Source organism: Asanoa sp. NPDC049475 (assembly GCF_040676915.1).
Classification (GTDB): domain Bacteria; phylum Actinomycetota; class Actinomycetes; order Mycobacteriales; family Micromonosporaceae; genus Asanoa.
In genome coordinates this window covers 1,007,081-1,026,787 of record NZ_JBFAPY010000001.1, presented here as the reverse complement: position 1 = coordinate 1,026,787, position 19,707 = coordinate 1,007,081, and the positions used below count along the sequence as shown (strand labels likewise).

Sequence of the window (19,707 nt, the reverse complement as noted above, 5' to 3'; positions counted from 1 at the left end):
GCATCAGATCTCGGACAGCAAGGCCTGTCGGCGCGGCGTGGAACTGTGAGGTGGCACGGCAGTCGCGCCTCGGCCAGCTTGCGCTCGACCACGTCGAGGCTGCGGTAGCGCACGTCGACTCGGCGCCGGTCGAGGTGAGCCAGATCCCCCTTCGTTGAAGACGAGCCGCCGACCTCGGAACCTCGCCGGCCCAGCCCACCCCGCGCGGCCAACCCACATCGCACAGCCCCAAGCAGGACGTGATCATCTGGGGACCTGCGAATCAGTCGATCATGGGCGCTGGCCGATCGGAATAGAGTCAGAGGCCGCCGTGCGGGATGGGGTCAGGCCGGCGAAACGTAGAACCCGGCCTGGTCCACGACCACGTCGACGGGGCTGCTCGCGCTGTTGTAGACGAGGAACGAGTCCTGACCCAGGCCGACGGTGATCAGGTTGGCAACGGTCTGCCCGGCGGTGAAGTTGAGCGCCGACACGACCGGGCGAGGCTGGCCGAACGGGTAGACCGACAGATACCCAGCCGCCTTCGCGTTGGTCACGGTCAGGTTCGCCACGACCGCCGAGCGCGGGCACGGCGTCGCGCCGCACGCAGTGGCGTTCACCGTGACCCGTACCGTCTGTCCCGGGCCGACGGAGGTTGCCGTCGTGCGGGTGTCGAGGATCCGGGTCGGCGCGGTCGGCAGGTAGGTGTCGGTTCCACCGGACCCGAACCAACCGGTCAGATCGGCGAGCAGGTGTACGGTGCCCGAGCCACCGAAGGCGAACGCGACCTTGCCGTTCACCACCGGTGCGATCACCATGTTGTTCACCGTCTCGCCGGCGAGGAAGTTGACGTTCGACGTGGTCGGCACCGCCGCGCCGGGCGGGAAGACGGTGATGTGGCCACTGGTCGTCGGCTTCGTGGCGGTCAGGTTGAGCACGGCCGCGGTCGTGCCCGCCGGCACCCGCCCCGACAGGTCGACCGTCACCTTCCCGTTGGGACCGACCGGCGTCGTGCCGGGCACGCCGATCGCACCACGGGTGTCGAGGACCCGCACCGGGCTCGCCGCCGTCAGTCCGGAGCCGGTGCTGGAGTAATAGCCGGCGACGTCGACGATCACATGAAGCCAGCCCCCGCTGCCGTTGAACAGATTGACGCGGCCGGCGCCCACCGGGACCGTCACCAGGTTGGCGATCGTCCGGCCGGGCAGGAAGTTGATGTTGGATGCCAGCGGCCGGTCTCCGTCGCCCGGGTAGACGGTCAGGTAGCCGTTGCCGGTGGGCTGGGTCACGGTGACGTTGAGGACGACGGCGGCCGCCGTCGACATCGGCGCCGGCAACTCGAGGCGCACCTCACTGCCCGCCGTCAGTGGCGCGCCGTTGAGGGCTCGGGTGTCGAGCAGGCGTCGCGGCGTCACCGGTGTTAACGAGGCGCCGAGCACGACGCACGGCCGGGCCTTGTAGGCCTCGACGTACGGGTACGACGAACGGAAGCCCACGGTGCTGAGTTGCACCTCGACACACGCAGGCCCGAGCTTCTCGAAGGTGAAGCGCGCGCTGCCGGTGTGGTTGACGACCGGCAACCGGCCCGGCTGAGCGAAGCTGAAGGTGCCGGCCGGCCCGTCCGTCTGCCACGGGTAGGTGGCCGTCACGGTCGCCACCGCGTCGAGACTGCCGCCATCGGGGGCCCGAGTGATGGCGGACGTGACCTGAGGAGCCGGAAGCAGTTCCGTCGCGCCACGGTCGACGTAGCCACCGCCCACGTTGGGGACGTCCGGGTTGTCAGCGTGCGGGTTGCCGCGCAGGTCCCGGCTCAGCAGGCCCGGTGCGTTCGCCAGAGCTGAGTCGATCGCGGGCGACTCGGCCCGCACGGCCCATCCGGCCGGTTCCTGGTTGCTCGCGGCCAGCAACGGGTCGGCCGCGATGTCGTGTGCGGCCTGCCCGGTCGCGGCGCGCAGATCGGCCGGGTTCGCGTACGCCGTGCCGCCCCACGCGTACAGCGGCCCACCGTGTCCGGGGTCGATGACGTTGTAGTCGACGTGGCTGTCGGTCGCGGCCGCGCCGTCGACCGACACCGGCGTCGCGGTCGCCGACGTCTGGCCCGACGAGGCCGTACAGCGTCCGGTCAGGCCGGGCTGGTTGGTCCGCACGATCGAGTTGTAGAGACCGAATCCCGCCGAAGCACCGCGTACGGCGATGCCCGCCAGGCAGTCGGTCACGATCGTGTTGTTGGTGATCGTGGTCCGGGGCGCGCCGTCGACGGCGATGGCCACCGGCGAAGCGCTCGGAGCCGTCTGCGCGAAGAGGCTGTTGCCGGTGAGCATGGTGTCGGTGGCCCCGTCGTGCACGGCGAACACCGACACGTTGGTGCTGCGGGCGAGCATCCCGCTCACGGTGACCCGGTGCGAGTCACCCTTGATTTCGACGGCCGAGCCCCGAGAGGCGAGGATCCACCCGTCGGTCACCGTGACATCGCTGGAGTTCTCGACGAGTACGGCGGACTTGAGCACGGTCATGCCGATGTCGAATCCCTCGATGACGACGTCGTGCGCGCCGGAGACCAGGAACGCCGGACCGGTTTGGGCGCCCCGCACGGTGGTGCGCGGACCCGGGCCGCGGAGCGCCTTAATCGTGATCGGCTTACCCGGCAGACCGGAGTTGTCCACCACCACCGACTCGTCGTAGACGGCCGGCCACACCTCGACGGTCTGGCCCGGCTGCGCCGCCCGCACCGCGTTCGTGATCGAGCAGTAGCTCCCGTTGACGCCGTCCGGCGTTCCGTCGCACGGCAACGAGACCCGGATCGGCGGAAGCGGATCGGCCGCCGCGGCGGCGCTCCCACCGGCGGCCGACAGACCGGCCGTCACCAACACACCGACACACAGCAGCGCCAGGCCGCGGCCAACCCGCATCGCACAACCCCCGTCAGAGCATGATCATCTGAAGGGTAGCGAGCCAGTCGATCATGGGCCAGAGCCGATCGGTCAGAGACCTCCCGACGGTGTCTGGGCCGGCACGACCAGCCCCGTAGCCGCCGCCGGCGTGACGCTCGCCCGAACTGGCGCCGCAGAGGCAGCGATGTCATCCGGTACGCGAGGCCGCTCGCCGAAAGCGCAGCCCACAGGTCATAGCGAGCCCGCTCCCGGGGAACCGCTGCGCCGCCGCGGCGTCGGCGAGGTCACGAAGGCCCGGGAGCTCTCGGGCCGACGGTGCGGCGGTCGATCCGTCCACACCGGACGGCGGTGTTTGTCCGACACCGGCACCGAGCTGGTACTCCGTGAAGACGCGCACGACGATCGTCCCGGTCGTTCACCGGCCGCCGGTTGCCCGGCGGCCGGCGCGCTGTCGTCAGTTGCCGATCAGCTTGTCGAAGTCGATGACGTCCTTGGCGGCCGGCGTCTTGATGCCCGGGTCCTTGCCAAAGTCGCTGAACGCCATGGTCCCGTCGGCCGGGCTCTCCAGCAGCACCGGGTACGGCTTGCCGGTCGTCGCGATCCACAGCTTTTCCTTGGCGCCCGCGCTGTCCATCAACGCGATCGCGTCGACAGCGCCGATCTTCTTGGTCTCACCCTTGACCACCGCGCCACCGTCCGGCTTCAGCAGTTCGCCGAGGGCGGACACCGGCGCGAACAGCGCCGCCAGGTCCTCGTCCTTGGTGGAGAGCTTGGCCCACTTCTTGCCCATCAGCTGGGCCATGGTGTCGCCCGCGCCGGCACCTCCGTTCACGTCCCAGAACTTCTTGTCCGGACGGATGAACTGCTGCCCGTCGACGGCGAGGATCTCGACCGTGCCCTGGCCCTTGCCCATCGAGAGCGTGCCCTGCACCGCGTCGCCGTTGAGCTTGAGGTCCATCGCGATGGTCTGGCCGTCTTCCACGACGCTGCCCTTGAGCCGGAACGACTTCGCTTCCTCGATCGCGGCCCGGGACTCCGCCAGGATCTCCTCGCCCGCCTTGTCGGCGAGCGCGACAGCGGTCGGCGAAGCGGAGGTGGCGGCCGGCGCCGGCGACCCCGCCGTACCGCCGTCCTTGCTACCGCAACCCGCGAGCAGCGCAGCCGCGACGGCGACCGGAATCGCCCATTTGATCGATACGGTCCTCATCTGAGGTTGTCCCCTTCTGCCCCCGTTCGGGACCAGGTCTCGAACGTTTCTGGATGTATCCGTGATCGCTGGCCTCCCGAGCGATCAACTCGTGCGCAGGCTAGGGCTCGCCGTCTCCCAGCACAAATCCAGCTCTCGTTCAGGCCGCTCGCAGGACTCCGACGGTGAGTTATGGCCTCAGGGATCTCGCATACTGACAGGCTTCATTGACGCGGCGCTTGTGGGCCAGCGAGTATCGATGCGGACGACGACCGACGGAATCGCCCGCGAGCGGAGTGTTCTTGAATGGGTGCTGGACTGACCGCGCTGCTGGTCGCCGCCGTCGGAGTCATCGGCACGCTTGTTTCACCGATCCTGGCTCAACGTACCGCCGCGAGGACGAGTGGGCTCGCCGCCGCAAGGGATCGCGAGATCCGCCGCGAAGAGCGCGAAGAGGCCCGTCGGCGCATCACGTTCGAAGAACGCCGAGCCGAGTACACCGCCCTCAACGCGCTGGCTCGCACATGTCGCAACGAGATCAACGCGGTTGCGCGCCACCACAAAGAGACCATGCGAACGAGCGAGCAGGACCTGACCAAAGCACGTGACGCGTGGTTGGCGTACCAGGATCGCTACGACACCGCTCAGATGGTTCTGCCCGACGATATTCTCGCGCTTGCTTCGGGGCTCAATGTGCTGCTTGCCCGTGGATATCAGCAATTGCGGGCGTTGTCGTCGACCGGCGAACCAAAGCCGGAATCTGTTGTCGAATACTGCGACGGAACAGTCTTGGACCACGTGACGGAGATGCGCCGCGCCATGCGGGAGGACCTCGGCGTTGGCGGGCCCTGTTAGGGTTTCCTGCCTTCGCGGGAGTCGTACGTCTGCTGGCTGATCTCGATGTCCGGGTTGTGCTCGATCGCCCACTCGGCCAGGGCCACGGCCGGTTCGATCAGCGTGCGGCCCACCGCCGTGAGCTCGTACTCCACCCGCGGCGGAACCTCCGCGAACACCGTGCGCGCGACCAGGCCGTCGCGTTCCAGGTGCCGCAGCGTCAAGGTCAGCATCCGCTGGGATACGCCCGGGATGCGGTGCAGCAGCTCGGTGAAGCGGAAGCGTTCGCCGTGCAGGGTCGTGACGACGAGCAGGCTCCACTTGTCGCCGATGCGGTCGAGGATTCCGCGGATGGCGCGACCGCCGTCGCCTCGGATCAGGCAGGCCTTCTCGTACGTCGACATCGTGCCCCTGGTGTCAGTAAGGCACAGGGTTGTGCCTTTTGTAGACCCTCCGATGATCACTCACCATGGTGCTACTTACAAGTCGTAACCAATGGAGGCCCGCGGTGGTCATCGCGTACTGGATCGTTGCCGGACTACTCGGCTTGTTCTTCCTCTTCGCCGGCGGGAAGAAGATCGTGCAGAGTCAGGAGCAGCTGGCACCGATGATGGGATGGGTCGATGTCGTCCCGATGGCCCTGGTCCGGGTCATCGGCGCCGTCGAGGTCCTCGGGGCGATCGGACTGATCCTGCCTCCGTCGACGGGGATCGCGCCGGTGCTCGCGCTCGCGGCCGCTGTCGGATTCGTCGTCCTGCAGGTCCTGGCGACTGCCCTCCACGTCTCCCGCGGCGAGATCAAGGAAACCGGCCTGAACGCGGCCCTGATCGCCCTTGCGGCAACCGCGGCGTGGCTCGCGACAACGTTCTGATCACCCGACGGAGCGGCTCCAGAGGCGTGGATTCGAGCGTCGGACCCGCGGACGGACCGCCCGCTCGTCACGGGAACACGACGAGCCTGCTGCCCTTCAGGTCTGTGCGTTGCCAGGCCGTCTCGATGTCGCTCAGCGGGACCCGCACCAGGTCGAAGGTGAGCTCGCCGGTCTGCGCCCAGGTCACCACCTGGCCGTACACCTCCCGCACGGTCTGTGGGTTGAGCCCTTTGGCCGCGCCGCAGATCTCGACGCCGGAGGTGCGCAGGCTTTCCGCCGCGAGGTTCAGCTCAGCGCCGGCGGAGTCGCCGACCTGGATCAGCCGCGTCGGTTTCGGGAAGGCGAAAGACCTCGGCACGAGCGCGCGCAGCAGGATCTCCGTGGGGCGGCCCCACAGGTAGTCCAGCACGACGTCGGCTTTGGCATCGAGGTACGCGTGCGCCAGCGCTTCGTCCGGCACCGCGGTGTTGATCACCTCGTCGGCGTCCAGCGCGCGTAGTTGGTCGTCGTCGCGGCCCGTCGCGATGATGCGCCCGGCGCCGAGCAACCGGGCCACTTTCACCGCGAGTCGTCCCGCGACTCCGGTGGCCCCCTGGACGAGCACGGTCTCGCCTGGGACCAAGCCGGCGGCGGTCTTGAGGGACATGCCGGTGATCGCCGTGCCGAGCACGGTCGCGGTCGCCGGGTCGATGCCCTTCGGGATCGGCACGTGGTTGCCGTTTGGCACCACGGTCTTCTCGGCGAGGGCGCCATAGGGCCGGCGCGGGTTGCCGAACCCGACGACCGTGCCGTCCGGCAGGGCGCCGATGCCGTCGAACGCGGGGATCGCCGGCAACTGGGCGACGTAGTCCTGGCTCGCGTAGTGCGTGCCGGCCGCGATGCGCTTGTCGACGTTCTCGACCGCCACGGCGATCACGTCGATGAGCACCTCGTCGTCGCCGGCCACGGGATCCGGGAAGTCCTCGTAGCGAGGGACGCCGCCGAGCTCGTGCAGCACCGCGGCCTTCATCGCCGCTCCCGGTCGAAGAGCGCCGCGATCCGGCGTTGCCAGGCCGGCAGGAACCTGGCCCGGCGCGCGGACGTGTGGTTCCACCTGCGGTTCAGTGAAAGGCGCGTGCCCTGGTGTCCGGGCGGCGGCTCGGTGTGCGCGGGCACCCCCGGAATGCGATGCAGCAGATCGTGGAACGACACCGTCATTGCCCCTCTCTCTATCAGTGATAGAGAGACTCTAGCACTGATAGAGTACGACCGGGAGGTACCAAGAATTGGCATTGGACCGACAGCGGATCGTCACCGAGGCCGTCAACCTGCTGGACGCCGAGGGCCTCGACGGCGTGACGACCCGCAAGCTCGCCGCACGCCTGGGCGTGCGGTCGCCGACCCTCTACTGGCATCTGCCGAACAAGGCGGCCCTGGTCACCGCGATCGCCGACGCGATCCTCGACCAGGAGTTCGGCGACATGTCACCGCCCGAGCCGGACCAACCCTGGCAGGACTGGCTGAGCGGGCTCGCCGAGCGGCTGCGTCGAGCCCTGCTCGCCCATCCGGACGGCGCCCGGGTCGTGTCCAGCTCCCAGCTCTCGCGCACGATGGCAGCGATCTCCGAACTGGCCATGAGCACCCTCGTGGCACGCGGCGTGCCGCTGCGCGAGGCCCGCGTGATCGTCCTGACCGTCGAACGCTTCACGGTCGGCCACGTCCTCGAGGAGCAGTCCCCCCGCCCGGACGCGGAGGCGCTGAAAGGCTTCGACCTGGCGACGTTCACCGAACAGCACCCGACCGTCGTGGCCGCGGTCGCCGACTACTTCCAACCCGGCCGCACCGTGGGCGACCTGTTCCGCGACTGCCTGGACGTGGTCATCGCGGGCGCAGCGATCAAGGGATCTGCTCGAAGTGGAACTCGCGGATGAAGCAGTCGCGCGGCTGGCCCACGGCGAACAGCACGCAGTCGACCACCGACGAGGCGGTGAGGTCGCTGTCGGCCCGGCGTGGCCCGTCCTGGACGAAGTCCGGCGGGAACAGGGAGATCACCCGAACCCCCTCGGCCCGCAGGCGGTGCGACAGAATCCCGGCGAGTCCGGCGTGTGCGTGCTTCGCCGCGTAGAAAGCGGGATGCGCCCCTGAACGATGGTGTCCGACCTCACCGCAAGCCGAGATCATGTTGACGACGTCGGGCCGACGCGAGGCCCGCAGCAGCGGCAGCAGATGCCTGGTCAGCAGCACAGTGCCGGTGCCGCCCGCCATCACCTCCTCGATCGTGTCGTCCGGGACGTCGCCGAGGTCGTCACCTTCGACGTAAAGGGCTCCATTGTGGACCAGGACGTCGAGGTGGTCCGTCCGCCCGGCCAACGCGGCGGCGAACGCGCGCACCGAGTCCGGGCGGGCGAGGTGGCAGTGAAAGGCCTCGGCCCGACCCGGCCCGCGCTGGTTGATCGCACTGGCAACACCATCGGCGACCGCCTTGTCCCGGGCCGACAGGAATACCGATGCGCCGCGTGCGGCGAAGGCTTCCGCCAGCAGCCGGCCGGTGTCACGTGCCCCACCGGTGATCGCGACGCGCAGTCCTTCTTGGTTCACGCCCGCCAGCGAAGCACGTGAACCCAGCTTGAGGTCAAGATCGCGCGCTGACCATGCGGTGGGTGCCGATCACCGCCAGCAAACGCAGGGCTTCCTCCGACGGCGACCCGGGATCGGCCGTGTAGATGACCATCCGCTGGTCCTGGTTGGCGATGTCGAGCACGTCGCAGTTGACCGTGACCGGGCCGACCTGCCGGTGCTCGAAGGTCTTGCGCAGGGTGTGCTGGGCCGAGACGTCGTGTGAGCGCCACAGCCGCGCGAACTCGGCGCTTCCGGCGAGAAGGTCGGCCACGAGCGCGTTCAGCTCGGGATCGTCCGGATAGCGAGCCGCGGCGGCGCGCAGGTGGTGGGTCGCGGTGCGGCCGAAGGTGTCGGGGTCGGAGACTCCGTACAGCCGGCGTCCGTCCGGATCCGGATCGAGGAAGGCGCGGCGCAGCAGGTTGCGGTCGCGGCGCGGCACCGCGGAGAAGTCCTCCATCAGGGCGGCGGCGAGATCGTTCCAGGCGAGCACGTCGTACGTCGCGGACGTCACGAAAGCGGCCGCGCCCGGCAGGCGGCGGAGCAGGTCGAGGACGCTCGGGCGCACCTCTCGCGGCGGTCCGGGCGGCGGCGCCGGCGGCGCGCCGGCGAGGTGGTGGAGGTGGATGCGTTCGGCGTCCGTCAGGCGGAGCGCCCGGGCGAGACCGGCCAGCACCTCGCGCGACGGGCGCGGGCCGCGGGCCTGCTCGAGACGCGTGTAGTACTCGATCGAGATGAAGGCCAACCGCGCCACCTCCTCGCGGCGCAGGCCCGGGGTGCGGCGCCGCGGGTCGACCTCGGTCGGGGCGATCCGCTCGCGGCGGCTGCGCAGGAAGGCCGCCAGTTCGGCTCTGTTCACCGTTCCCAGTCTGCGCCGGTGACGGGCCGGTCAGCCAGGCACAGGGGGTGCCTGGATGGCAGCACCGTGACGCCGAAGGCTCGGAGCCATGACAACACTCTTGACGGACAAGATCGCTTTCGTCACCGGCGCGGGCCGTGGCATCGGCGCCGCCGCCGCACGGCTGTTCGCCCGGGAGGGCGCCCGCGTGGTGCTGGCCGCTCGCACCCGCAGCGAGTTGGAAGCGGTGACCGCGGACATCCGGGCGGCGGGCGGCACCGCGGACCACGTGCTGTGTGACCTGGGAGACAGCGCCAGCGTCAGGGCGGCGGTGGCGCGCGCCATCGACCTGCACGGGCGGCTCGACGTCGCGTTCAACAACGGTGCGGCGTTCGTGCCGCCCGGCCCGATGGACGAGCTGACGGAGGAGCAGTTCGACCACCTCTACGCCGTGAACCTCAAGGGCGTCTGGCTGGCCATGGTCGCCGAGGTCAACGCGATCCGGGCCACCGCCGGCACGGGCGCCATCGTCAACAACTCGTCCATCGGCAGCCTGATGGGCAACCCACAGCTTCCGGCGTATGGCGCGATGAAGCGCGCGGTCAACAGCCTGACCGAGTCGGCGGCCGTCACGTACGGGCCGGAAGGCATCCGCGTCAACGCGATCGCACCGGGCAACACCCCGACAAAGATGATCGACACCTGGGCGGCCCACTCCCCCGGCCTGGTCGAACGCCTCACGGCCCGCACACCCCTGCGCCGCGCCGCGCGGCCGGACGAGATCGCGGAAGCCGCCGCCTGGCTCCTGAGCGACCGCGCCTCCTGGGTGACAGGCACGATCCTCCGCGTCGACGGCGGCGCCCGCGCGTGATCAGCGCCCCACCGGGTCCGCGTCGACCTGCGGCTGAGCGGCTTCCGTGAACGAAGGCCAGGTCGCGGCCACCAGCAGGGCTACTCCGGACCCGGTCCGCAGGAGCTGGTCAGGTGCGGGCGTCGTCCAACCGGACAGGCCGACCTGGACGCCGACCTGGAACCGCGTCCGTGAGTCGAAGAAGTCCAACAACTCGGCCAGCCGACGGCTGTAGGTGCGCTCCGAGACGTTGAGTCGGCGAGAGGCGACCGTGTCGGGGGCGCCGGACAGCAGAGCGACCAGCACCGGCCGCAGATGGGCCGGGACCACGCCAAGACAGGCAAGCTGACGGTCCTCCGGCGGGTACGTCCGTGACATGCCGAGCTCCCCCCACGCGATAGACAGCCTCGGATGCGGCCGGCACCGTCCAAGGTCAACTCATCACACCGCACGGAGCCCGAGAGAACCAGGACGTTCGATCCGACGTTGAGCCGGACGTTCGGTAGCCTGGCCTCGCACCGGACGACTGGGGGGTCGAGGTTGGACGACGGATTCGCGACGCAGCTTCGCAGCTACCGCCTTCGCGGCCAGCTCACCCAGGAAGCCCTCGCCGAACGCGCCGGCATCAGCTCACGCTCCATCGGTGAGATGGAGCGGGGCCGGGGGCGGGGGCCACGACCGCGCACCGTCGAGTGGCTGGCGACCGCGCTCGACCTCAGCGGCGAAGAACGCGAGGCCTTCGTCGACGCCGGCAGGTCGCTGTTCTGGGGCAACCGCAGCGGGTCCGCGGTGGCGCCACGCGGCGCGGCGGAGCCGATCCGCCACCTGCCCCCTGACCTCGCCGACTTCGTGGGCCGCGACAAGGAACTGGGCCTGTTGGACGCGATCCTGCACCCACGAGCGACCCCCGCCCGGGTGGCGGCGATCTCGGGACCGCCCGGCGTCGGCAAGAGCGCGCTGGCGATCCATGCCAGCCACCGGCTGGCGTCCCGCTTTCCCGACGGCCAGCTCTACGCGGTGCTCGGCGGACAGGACAGAGCTCCGGCGGAGCCCGCCGACGTGCTCGCGCTGCTGCTCAGGATGCTCGGCGTGGACGGCTCGGCGCTCCCGGCCGGCGTCGACGCGCGGGCGGCGTTGTTCCGCACGCGGATCGCCGGGCGGCGGATGCTCCTGGTCCTCGACAACGCCGCGGGGCACCGCCAGGTCGAAGCCCTTATGCCTCCCGACGGTGTCGCTGTGGTCGTGACGAGCCGGCTGTCGCTGACCGGACTGGCCGGTGTGACGACCATCGACCTGCGGCCACTGCCCACCACGTCGTCGATCGACCTGCTGTGCCAGGTGGCCGGCGCCGAACGCGTGCTGGCCGAGCCGGACGCGGCGGCCACCCTCGTCGCCGCGTGCGACAACCTTCCTCTGGCCGTCCGCGTCGTCGCCGCCCGACTCGCCGCGCGACCCCAATGGACCGTGCGCATGATCGGCGAGCGGCTGACCGACGAACGGCGCCGCCTCGACGAGATGCGCCACGGCGACCTTGCTGTGCGCCTCACCCTGCAGGTGACCTACCAGGCGCTGAGCCGGCCGGCCGCGCGCGCCTTCGCACTGCTCGGTGCGTTGAGCAGCCTCGGTGTGCGCGCCATGCCCGAGTGGGCCGTGCCGGCGCTGCTGGGCGCACCATCCGCGGCGGCATCCGTCGCGGTCGAGGAGCTCCTCGACGCCAGGCTCATCGAACCCGTCGGCCCGGACGGGCTGGGGCTGCGGCGATACCGGTTCCATGAGATCACCCGCCTGTACGCCCGGGAATGTCGCGAGAACGAGATCAGCGAGGCCGAGTGGTCGACGGCGTTCGCCCGGGTCGCGCACACGTGGCTGGGACTGGCGCGACGGGCACGGCCCGCGCTCGAGTGTGAGCGCTTCCACCTCGACGACCCCGCCGTCGTGGTTCCGGATCCGGATCCGGTGGTCGCCGCGGCCGTCGCGGCCCGACCGGTCGAATGGTTCGAGACTGAACGCGAGGCGCTCACCGCACTCGTGTCCGCGTGTGCCGATGCCGGACTTGTCGGGCCGGCCCGCGGCCTGGCCGCCTGCGCTGCCGAGTTCTACGAGCTGCGGGGCTACTACGACGACTGGCGCCGAGTCATGGAGACGGCACTGGCCGCCTGCCGTGCCGCCGGTGACCCGGTCGCCGAGGCGGCCGTCCTGCGTGGGCTCGGCACCTGCCTCGTCGAGTCCGACGACCTCGAAGGTGCCCAGACCACCCTCGGTGCCGCCCGTGACCTGGCCGAACGGGTCGGCGACTCCGCCGGGGCGGCCATGGCCCGCAAAGACCTCGGCTATGTCCTCGGCCTCACCGGACAACTGGACGCGGCCGAGGAGCAGCTGCGCAGCGCGGTGGAAAATCTGGCCAGAACCGATCGGGATCCGGTCACCGTGATCGCGATGGCCAACCTCGCCTTTGTGCTGCGCCAACGGGGCGCCGTCGACGAAGCCGTCACGACGCTCCAGACGGCGCTGCTGACCGCACGTCGGAGCGGAGACCGGTTCGCCCTGGCGTACGCGTCGCGTGGACTGGCCAGCGCGCTGCTCGCCGCCGGGCGCGTCGACCGGGCGGGACGAGCCGCTCGCCAGGCCGCCCGGCTCTTCCGGGACATGAACGATCTCGCCGGCGCCGCGCAGAGCCTGCGAACGCTCGGAGAGGCGCTCGACCGGGACCCGGCCCGCGCGCTGGAGGCGGAGGAGGCGTTCGCCGAGGCCGCCGAGATATTCCGGGGCCGCGGCCACACCTGGGGTCTGGCGCTGACGGAGCTGAGCCTCGGCGAGACCCGCGCCCGCCGCCAGGACCCCCGCGCGCAGGCCCTGCTGCGCAGTTCGCTGAGGTTCTGGACCGACGAGAACGTCCCCGCGCTGCGCGCACGCGCGTTGGTCGCGTTGGCCACGGTGGCGGAACAGGCCGGTGATCCGTCCGCGGTGCTGCTCCTGACCGAGGCGTACGAGCTCTACCGAGGAGTGGGCGCGCCCGAAGCGCAGGCGTTGGTGCGCAGGCTGGGCTGGGACGAGGACCACGAGATCGCCGACCTTCCGGCGTAGCGGCGGGCGGTTGCCCGCCCGCCGCCACCGGTCCATCAGGAGGGCGGAGGAAGTTTGAACGTGTACACCCCGCCTACGAAGAGCGCCGCTCCCGTGTTCAGCGAGACCGAGACCGCGGGATTGCCCTTGTCAGTGGGTCCCACCTGGAGGCATCCGTTGCCGCCGATCCCCGCGCAGACCTGGCCCGACAAGGGTCGCGGATTGCCGTCGGCATATTGGCCGCCGACCCCGACCCCTGGACCGGTGACCCCGATCCCGCAGCAGCCCACCACACCTTTCAAGCCGTCGCGTTCCAGTTGGAAGCCGAAGCAGACGCCCACACAGAACAGCCCGACGCTCATGTTCGCCGACCAGTTGCTTTGCTTGTCAGCCTGCTGCTGACCCGCACGTTTGCGCGCCAGGGCCTCGGTCGGGTCGGGATAGACCGGCTTCGGGTCACGACATCCCCACGGGATGATGCAGTAGACGTTGTCGTTTGTGTTGGCGTCGTTGGAATACCACTTCTTCCAAGCGGCCGCATATTCCTCGTCGGCGGCGGCCTTGGCTTCGCGAGCCTCCGCGGCTGCGGCCGCGGCGGCGACCGCGTGCGCGTCTTCGCATGCCGCTGGCGAAGAGTAGCTGGAATTGTAGTTCTGGCAGGGCCGTGTCGGAGGTGCTACCGGCATCCACGGAGTGGTGAGAGTCGGGACGACCGGAAGTCCTGCCAGCCCCGGTTTGGGAGCGGCCCACGGGACGCCGCGCCAGCCGTCGCCGCCCTTACCGCCGCCTCCGCCGCCGTTGCCCTTGCCGGCGGGCAGGCCGCACCTGGTCGGCCAGCAGGAGTTGGTCTTCTTGGCCTTCTTGTTGGCCTTCTCGTTGCCGGGTATGTAACCGGAGCAGTCCTCGCCGGGTTCGCAGGGCGCCAGGCCGGTCGGGTCGCTCTGGGTGACGGGGTTGTTGTTGGCGTAGCTGTAGCCGTGCCACTGCTGCGGATCGGCCATGTCCTGCACCGGGTCGACGGAGATGAACCGACCGAGAGCGGGATCGTACTTGCGGGCACCCAGGTGGACCATGCCCGTCGGATCCTTGTCGCCGCCCACGAACCCCTTCGCGTTGGGCCACGCGGGATCGACGCCGCGGGGCTGCCCGTACGGAGTCTGCCGGCGCACCGTCACGGCCTGGCTGGCCGCATCCACACTGGTGTGCTGGGTGCCCTGGTGGTCGGAGGCGACCCAGGTGAGCCCAGCGGCCTTGCGGGTCGCGACGACCTTGCCGTTGAAGCTGTAGAAGCGGGTGCCGCTGACGGCTCCACTGTTGTCCCGGCGCACCTCCTGACCGGGCAGGAACAGCGTGACCCCGCCCGCGTCCCGCCGGACGAGTCGCGCACCGTCCGCGTCGTAGACGTTGGTCTCGATGCTGTTGCCGCCGGCCGAGACGCCGGCCAGCCGACCCTCGGCGTCCCAGGTGAGCGTCTGGGAGTTGGCGCCGGGAGGGCACGTGTTGGCGGCGCTGCCGGTGGGCCGGCAGGAGGTGTTGCCTGAGTTGTCGTAGGCGTAGTTGGTGACGACCGCCGCCACACCGGGAGCCTCGGTGGTGACCTGGGTGACCGCGTGCGGGCGCACGACGTTCGGTCCCCCGGCCGGCACGGCATAGGTGCGCTTCGTGTCGCCGGCCGTCGTGTGTGCGACCTCCTGGGTGCGGTTGCCCATCGTGTCGAAGGTCCAGTCCAGCCAGTACGGGGCCGGACCGCCCAGGTTCGCGAGGCTCGGGGCGGCTTCGCAGTCGACGCCTGTCTTGGGAGTCCAGGCGCTCGTGAGCCGACGCAGCGCGTCCTGTCGGAAGCACTGGGCGTCGCGGCTGCCCACCTGCGGCTGGTCGACGATCGAGACGATGTTTCCCGAGTCGTCGTAGTCGTAGTTGCGGTCGGACACGAACTTTCCGGCGGACTCGGGTTTGACGGTGTTGCGGCTGACGCGACGGGTCGCCTCGTCGTAGTACGTCTCGTCTTCGACGTACTGCCCGCTCGCGGTCTTGAGCAGCGTCTTCGTGGGCTCGCCGAAGCCGGTGTAGTCCTGCGCGGCGACGTAGGCGCTCACACCGGTCATGGTGGTGTCCAGCTTCGTGGGCAGACCGGTGGTGGCGTCGTAGCCGGTCGTGACCGTCTCGTTGGTCAGGCCGCCACCGGCCGGGTAGAGGACGCTGGTGGGGCTGCCGTCGTAGGTCGAGTAGCCGTAGCCGTAGCTCCACGTGTTGGCGAGGCTGGCGCCCTCGACCGGCGGGATCACGTAGTTCACGGTGGTGGGCTGCGACCTGATGTTGAACCCGCCGACCTGCCACTTGTAAATGCTCGCGGTGCCGGACTGGTCGTACTCGTAGCGATAGGACTCGGTGAGCTTCGCCTTCGCGTTGAGGGTGGAGCCCGTGTAAAGAACGTCGTACTTCCACTTGGCCCGCAGCCGCCCGGTCGACGAGGTGTCGCGGAGCTCGGTCTTGCGGCCGAGCGTGTCGTAGACCGCCCAGAGCGTCTTGCCGCGCGCGTCCTTGGTCTCGACGACGTCGTTGTAGTCGTTGTACCCGGTGGTGCTGGTGCCCTTGTCCGGGTCCTCGACGGAGATGCGGCGGCCCTTGATGTCGAACGTGTACTTCCAGGCGTTGCCGAGATGGTCGGTGACGGACATGAGCTCGTCCTTGGCACCGTAGGCATAGCGCGTCGACTGATAGGCGCCGGCCACGCCCTGGTCCGTCGTGTGCTGGCGCAGTTCGACGATGCGACCCTCGACGTCGTTGATCGTCGTGGTCGGTGTGCCGCCCTTGGGCGGAGTGACCTTGGTCAGGTCACCTTCGTAGGCGGTGGTGGTGCGCCACTGCTCGACCAGGTTGTCCTCGCCGTTCCCGCTGAGGAAGACCTGTGCCACGGGCCGGTCGGCGTTGTCGAACAGCGTCCGGTTCACCGCGGGCACCGACCATTCGGGCTCCCACCACGGCTTGCCGGACGGGGTGCCCGGCTCGGCGTGCGCGCTGTAGCTGGTGGCGGCTCGGCCCAGCTTGTCGTAGAGGGTGTCGGTGACGATCCGGTCGCCGCCAACCGCCGCGGTCTGCGTCTGCCGCGGTCGCATCAGCGAGTCGCTGATGTCATACACGGTGCGGTAACCGCCGCCGGCATGCAGTGTCTTGGACACGACGTACGGGTAGGCGTCACGGTCCGGCGCGAGCGCATAGGTGTACTCGGCCGAAGGGCTGGAATCGTGGTCCTGCTTGGCCCAGCCGACGTTCCACACCCGCCAGACTCGGCCGAGTCCGTCGTAGGACACGTCGGTAATGGCACCGTTGGGGTCCTCTGTCCTGGTGGTCGAGCCCCAGTACGGGTTGACGTCGGTCTTGCTGACCCAGTTGTAGGGCGCGGGGCCAGTGGTGGTCAGCCGGGTCACCGGGCCGGCCCCGGCAGGGGTGTAGTCGGTCTGGGTGGTGTTGCCCCGCAGGTCGGTCGCGGTCCGGACCCGGCCGAACGCGTCGAAGGTCGACTCGCTGGACGTCTGCCACACCGTTCCGCCGGCCTGGCTCCAGTCCTTGAGATGTTCCGTCTTCGTCACGGATCCGTAGGTCGGTGCGGTCGCGACGCTGGTGGCGCCGTCGTAGTAGGTGCGCGAGTCCGAGACGACATGCTCGGGCCTGGTCGGCGCCGTGCCGCACGCCAGCGTGGTCGTGGTGGTCTGCTTCAGCAGCGTCAGGAGGTTGCTCGCGAGGTTGCGGTTGTAGAGGTAGGTGGTGCATTTCTCGTCACCGGCCTTGGCGACGTCGCCGTCGTCCTGGGTGCGGTCGGTCAGGCCGTAGTCGTCGGAGAACCACGACTGTGTCCGGGTGGTGCGCCAACCGCGCGCCCCGTCGGGTCCGAGCGCCGTCCCGCTGTAGGTGACCCTGGTGTTGATGTAGCGTGCGGTCACGGTGTCGCCGTTGATGGTCCGCGACGCGGTCGGCGGAGACATCCACGGCACGTGCACGGTCCTTCCCACCGGCTTGGTCTCGACGCCGTTGTAGGTGGTCTGCTCGCGCACCATCCCGGCGAACTGGTCCTCGTCGTAGACGGTCTCCGAGCCGAAGGAGGCGGGCACGGTCACGCTGCGGGTGCCGCCGCCGACGCGGTCGCCGTGCATGCCGCGCAGGTAACGGGTGCGGGTCAGGGACTGGGCGCCGGGCACGTCGCCGACACGCACCTCGACCGTGTCGTAGCCGCGGAACTGGTTCCAGGTCTTGCTCTTCGGTTTGGTCAGGCCGTCGTCGTCGGCGTAGTGCCACGCGGGCGCTCCGACGTACTTGTAGTAGGTGAAGGTCGGTGGCGCCTGATGACCGGACTGATCCGTCGGGAGATCCGAAGTGGACACCGACTTCACCCGGTGCTTGTGCCACCACTCCGGGACCAGACCCTTACCGGTCGGGTCGTCGGGGTCGACGACCATGACGGGGTAGCAACGCATGGTGTTGGTGTCCGCCGCCGCCGGCAGGTTCGACTCCGAGCACTCCGGCGAGTCGTAGTCGACGTCGATCTTCGCGCCGGTCTCGGTGATGATGTAGTCGATCCGCTGCCAGTTGCTGGTCGCGGTGTTCATGGTCAGCACCCGGTTCGGCATCGACACCGGCGTGAAGGTGACCGGAGGCATGGTCACCGCCGTTCCGACCAGACCAGCCTGCACGATCTTCTCGAGCCACATGCCGGCGTGGTTGGACCCGTCGCCGGACGACGGGAAGGTGTGGGTGAGCGTCCAGGAGGAGACGTCCTGCCATCTGGCCGTCGTCCCGGTGGTGTCCCAGACCTTGGTAGTGATCTTGGCGAGTCGCTTGGTCGACCAGAACGTCGGCGAGTAGTTCTTCGCGCACGTGCTGCCGGTGCACTCCTGGTCCCACGGGGTGTCGGGCCAGTTGGTCGCGTTGTGCGTGCCGCACGAGGAGGTCACACACCTGTTCGCCGGCTCGAAGAGCACCTGCGCGACCGGCGTCACCGAACGGTCGGTGGCGCCGCGGTACCAGGTGCCGTAGTCGATGCGACTCAGTGTGCCGCCGCGGGTGTAGGACGCCGCGTCACTCTCGGACAAGTTGCGGGCGTACCTGTTGCTCTCTTTGGCATACCAGTAGGACATCGTGTTGCCGCGCACGTCGACCACGTAGTCCAGGTTCCAGCGCCACGCCTGCGAGCAGAACGAGCCGGCGAACGTCGAGGCGTAGCACGGATCGGCCGGCTTTCCGCCCGCGGCCGGGTGGTTGCCGGCGACCGGCACCGTCCATGTCGAGTCCGTCACCGACGACTGGCCGGGCAGGCTGTGCAGGCCGAAGAAGTACTGCGTGCCGTCGGCGGTCGTGACCTTCCAGTACTCGCCGTTGTTGTCGCCGTTGCCGCTGGCCCCGGTCAGCTTCTCGATCCTCGAGCCGTTCTCCTGGCGCGCGTGCCAGCCCTTGCCCTCCTCGTACACGAGCTCGGTGCCCTGGCCGTCGAGGGTGAGCACCGCGTTGTCGGAACGCCAGCACAGGTCACCGGTTTCCCTGGTGTTGTTCGCGGAGCCCGCCATGTCCTCGGCGCAGGGCACGTAGCGACGCTCGATCGAGCCCGGCGAGTACTCGAACCCCTCTCCGATCCAGGAAGGCTGGTTGTTGGTGACCTCCGACCTGCCGTCCACACTCGACGACGAGTAGGCCAGCGCCAGGTCCGGCACCGGCCCCGCGATGGCCGGCGGTGCGTTCATCGGGTACGTCCAGGTGAACCCGCCGCTGTTGCCACCCGCGGCCCACGTGGCCGAGGGAGCGAGGGAGGTGGCGGTGAAGTCGCCACCGGATCCGGACGGGCCGGCGGCCAGCGCCACGAGCGTGTCGGACGAACCCAGCGGAACCTGCGCGGTCACCCTCGCGGACCGCGTGTCGTTCGTGGACGGCAGCGCCGTCGCGGCGCACCCTCGGGCGGCCGGGGTGGTCGTGGCGCACTCGGGCAACTGCCACAGGCGCAGCCGGGACGCCCAGTCGCCGCCGTAGGCGTGCCGGAAGGCGCTGTAGTCGACGGACACCCGCGCCGCGCCACCCGTGCCCGCGGCCGACGGGTTGCCGACCCGCATCAGCAGCCCGTCACGCCACTGCGCGGGAGCGGTAGCCCGGTCCAGGACCCGCACGGTGAGCGCGTCGACCCGTTCTCCCGCGGAACCGGCGCCCCGGTCCACGAACACCGGCAGGTTGCCCGCCCGCGTCGGCCCGCCACCGGCCCGCCGCTCCGCCGCCGCGGGCAGGCTCACGCGGGCGGTGCCGGGCGCCGGCCAGACCGGTTCGGGCAGCGACGCCCGCCGTTGCGGCGTGTACGGCCAGGCTCTGGTCCGCACCGGTGCGCCGTCGGCATCCAGCTTCTCCCGCTGCGCTGCCGGCCGGCCCTGGGCCGGTGCGGGATCCGCCTGCGCGGGGACGACGACCAGCGCTCCGCCGATCAGCGCGCCCACGATGCCCGCGGCGAGCAGCTTGCGGGCGCGCCGGCGGACCGGCTGTGGGCCCTTGACCGGTATCTCCACGTCGAACACCAATGCCTCCACCACGGGTCAGGTTCTGCGAAGCGAAAGGAAGGGTCGGGCGGCG

14 protein-coding genes are annotated in these 19,707 nt (G+C 70.0%); 5 read left to right on the top strand and 9 right to left on the bottom strand.

All coding sequences use genetic code 11. The annotated features are described in order from the left end of the window. Positions 1-323 precede the first annotated feature (323 nt). Entirely contained in the window at positions 324-2,888 is a 2,565-nt protein-coding gene (locus AB0J88_RS04890) for a hypothetical protein (RefSeq protein ID WP_364352426.1), read from the bottom strand. A 436-nt stretch (positions 2,889-3,324) separates the two neighbouring features. Further along, entirely contained in the window at positions 3,325-4,077 is a 753-nt protein-coding gene (locus AB0J88_RS04885) for a hypothetical protein (RefSeq protein ID WP_364352423.1), read from the bottom strand. A 285-nt stretch (positions 4,078-4,362) separates the two neighbouring features. Between AB0J88_RS04885 and AB0J88_RS04880 the strand changes: the two genes are divergently transcribed. Further along, positions 4,363-4,911, top strand: a complete 549-nt coding sequence (locus AB0J88_RS04880; RefSeq protein WP_364352420.1) for a hypothetical protein — start codon at positions 4,363-4,365, stop codon at positions 4,909-4,911. Here AB0J88_RS04880 and AB0J88_RS04875 read toward each other — a convergent pair. Further along, positions 4,908-5,294: a helix-turn-helix domain-containing protein gene (locus tag AB0J88_RS04875; RefSeq protein ID WP_364352417.1), complete on the bottom strand. Its 387-nt coding sequence runs from the start codon at positions 5,292-5,294 to the stop codon at positions 4,908-4,910. The two genes, AB0J88_RS04880 and AB0J88_RS04875, sit on opposite strands and share 4 nt — an antisense overlap. A 104-nt stretch (positions 5,295-5,398) precedes the next feature. Here AB0J88_RS04875 and AB0J88_RS04870 point away from each other — a divergent pair, with 104 nt between their 5' ends. Beyond that, positions 5,399-5,761, top strand: coding sequence for a DoxX family protein (locus AB0J88_RS04870; RefSeq protein WP_364352414.1), 363 nt, complete (start codon positions 5,399-5,401; stop codon positions 5,759-5,761). A gap of 67 nt (positions 5,762-5,828) precedes the next feature. On the opposite strand, the gene AB0J88_RS04865 is transcribed toward AB0J88_RS04870, so the two are convergent. Both AB0J88_RS04865 and AB0J88_RS04860 read right to left on the bottom strand, forming a co-directional pair. Beyond that, a complete protein-coding gene (locus AB0J88_RS04865; RefSeq protein WP_364352411.1) occupies positions 5,829-6,770 on the bottom strand; it encodes a zinc-binding alcohol dehydrogenase family protein in 942 nt (313 codons plus the stop codon). Further along, the gene (locus AB0J88_RS04860) at positions 6,767-6,958 is read right to left on the bottom strand and encodes a hypothetical protein (RefSeq protein ID WP_364352408.1); all 192 of its coding nucleotides are present in this window, start codon (positions 6,956-6,958) and stop codon (positions 6,767-6,769) included. Before AB0J88_RS04860 ends, AB0J88_RS04865 begins: the two co-directional genes overlap by 4 nt. A gap of 68 nt (positions 6,959-7,026) precedes the next feature. On the opposite strand from AB0J88_RS04860, the gene AB0J88_RS04855 reads away from it, so the two are divergent. Then, positions 7,027-7,671 (top strand): TetR/AcrR family transcriptional regulator C-terminal domain-containing protein, encoded by a 645-nt coding sequence (locus tag AB0J88_RS04855; RefSeq protein WP_364352406.1) that lies wholly within the window; start codon positions 7,027-7,029, stop codon positions 7,669-7,671. On the opposite strand, the gene AB0J88_RS04850 is transcribed toward AB0J88_RS04855, so the two are convergent. Together AB0J88_RS04850 and AB0J88_RS04845 are read right to left on the bottom strand one after the other, a co-directional pair. Next, entirely contained in the window at positions 7,637-8,338 is a 702-nt protein-coding gene (locus AB0J88_RS04850) for an SDR family oxidoreductase (RefSeq protein WP_364352403.1), read from the bottom strand. The genes AB0J88_RS04855 and AB0J88_RS04850 overlap by 35 nt on opposite strands. A 34-nt stretch (positions 8,339-8,372) precedes the next feature. Continuing rightward, positions 8,373-9,215: a helix-turn-helix transcriptional regulator gene (locus tag AB0J88_RS04845; RefSeq protein ID WP_364352400.1), complete on the bottom strand. Its 843-nt coding sequence runs from the start codon at positions 9,213-9,215 to the stop codon at positions 8,373-8,375. An 88-nt stretch (positions 9,216-9,303) separates the two neighbouring features. Between AB0J88_RS04845 and AB0J88_RS04840 the strand changes: the two genes are divergently transcribed. After that, entirely contained in the window at positions 9,304-10,065 is a 762-nt protein-coding gene (locus tag AB0J88_RS04840) for a glucose 1-dehydrogenase (RefSeq protein WP_364352397.1), read from the top strand. Here AB0J88_RS04840 and AB0J88_RS04835 read toward each other — a convergent pair whose 3' ends face one another. Beyond that, a complete protein-coding gene (locus AB0J88_RS04835; protein WP_364352394.1) occupies positions 10,066-10,422 on the bottom strand; it encodes a hypothetical protein in 357 nt (118 codons plus the stop codon). A gap of 162 nt (positions 10,423-10,584) precedes the next feature. Here AB0J88_RS04835 and AB0J88_RS04830 point away from each other — a divergent pair, with 162 nt between their 5' ends. Beyond that, entirely contained in the window at positions 10,585-13,128 is a 2,544-nt protein-coding gene (locus AB0J88_RS04830) for a tetratricopeptide repeat protein (RefSeq protein WP_364352392.1), read from the top strand. Between the two features lie 35 nt (positions 13,129-13,163). Here AB0J88_RS04830 and AB0J88_RS04825 read toward each other — a convergent pair whose 3' ends face one another. Further along, positions 13,164-19,652, bottom strand: coding sequence for an RHS repeat-associated core domain-containing protein (locus AB0J88_RS04825; RefSeq protein WP_364352389.1), 6,489 nt, complete (start codon positions 19,650-19,652; stop codon positions 13,164-13,166). Between the last annotated feature and the right edge of the window lie 55 nt (positions 19,653-19,707).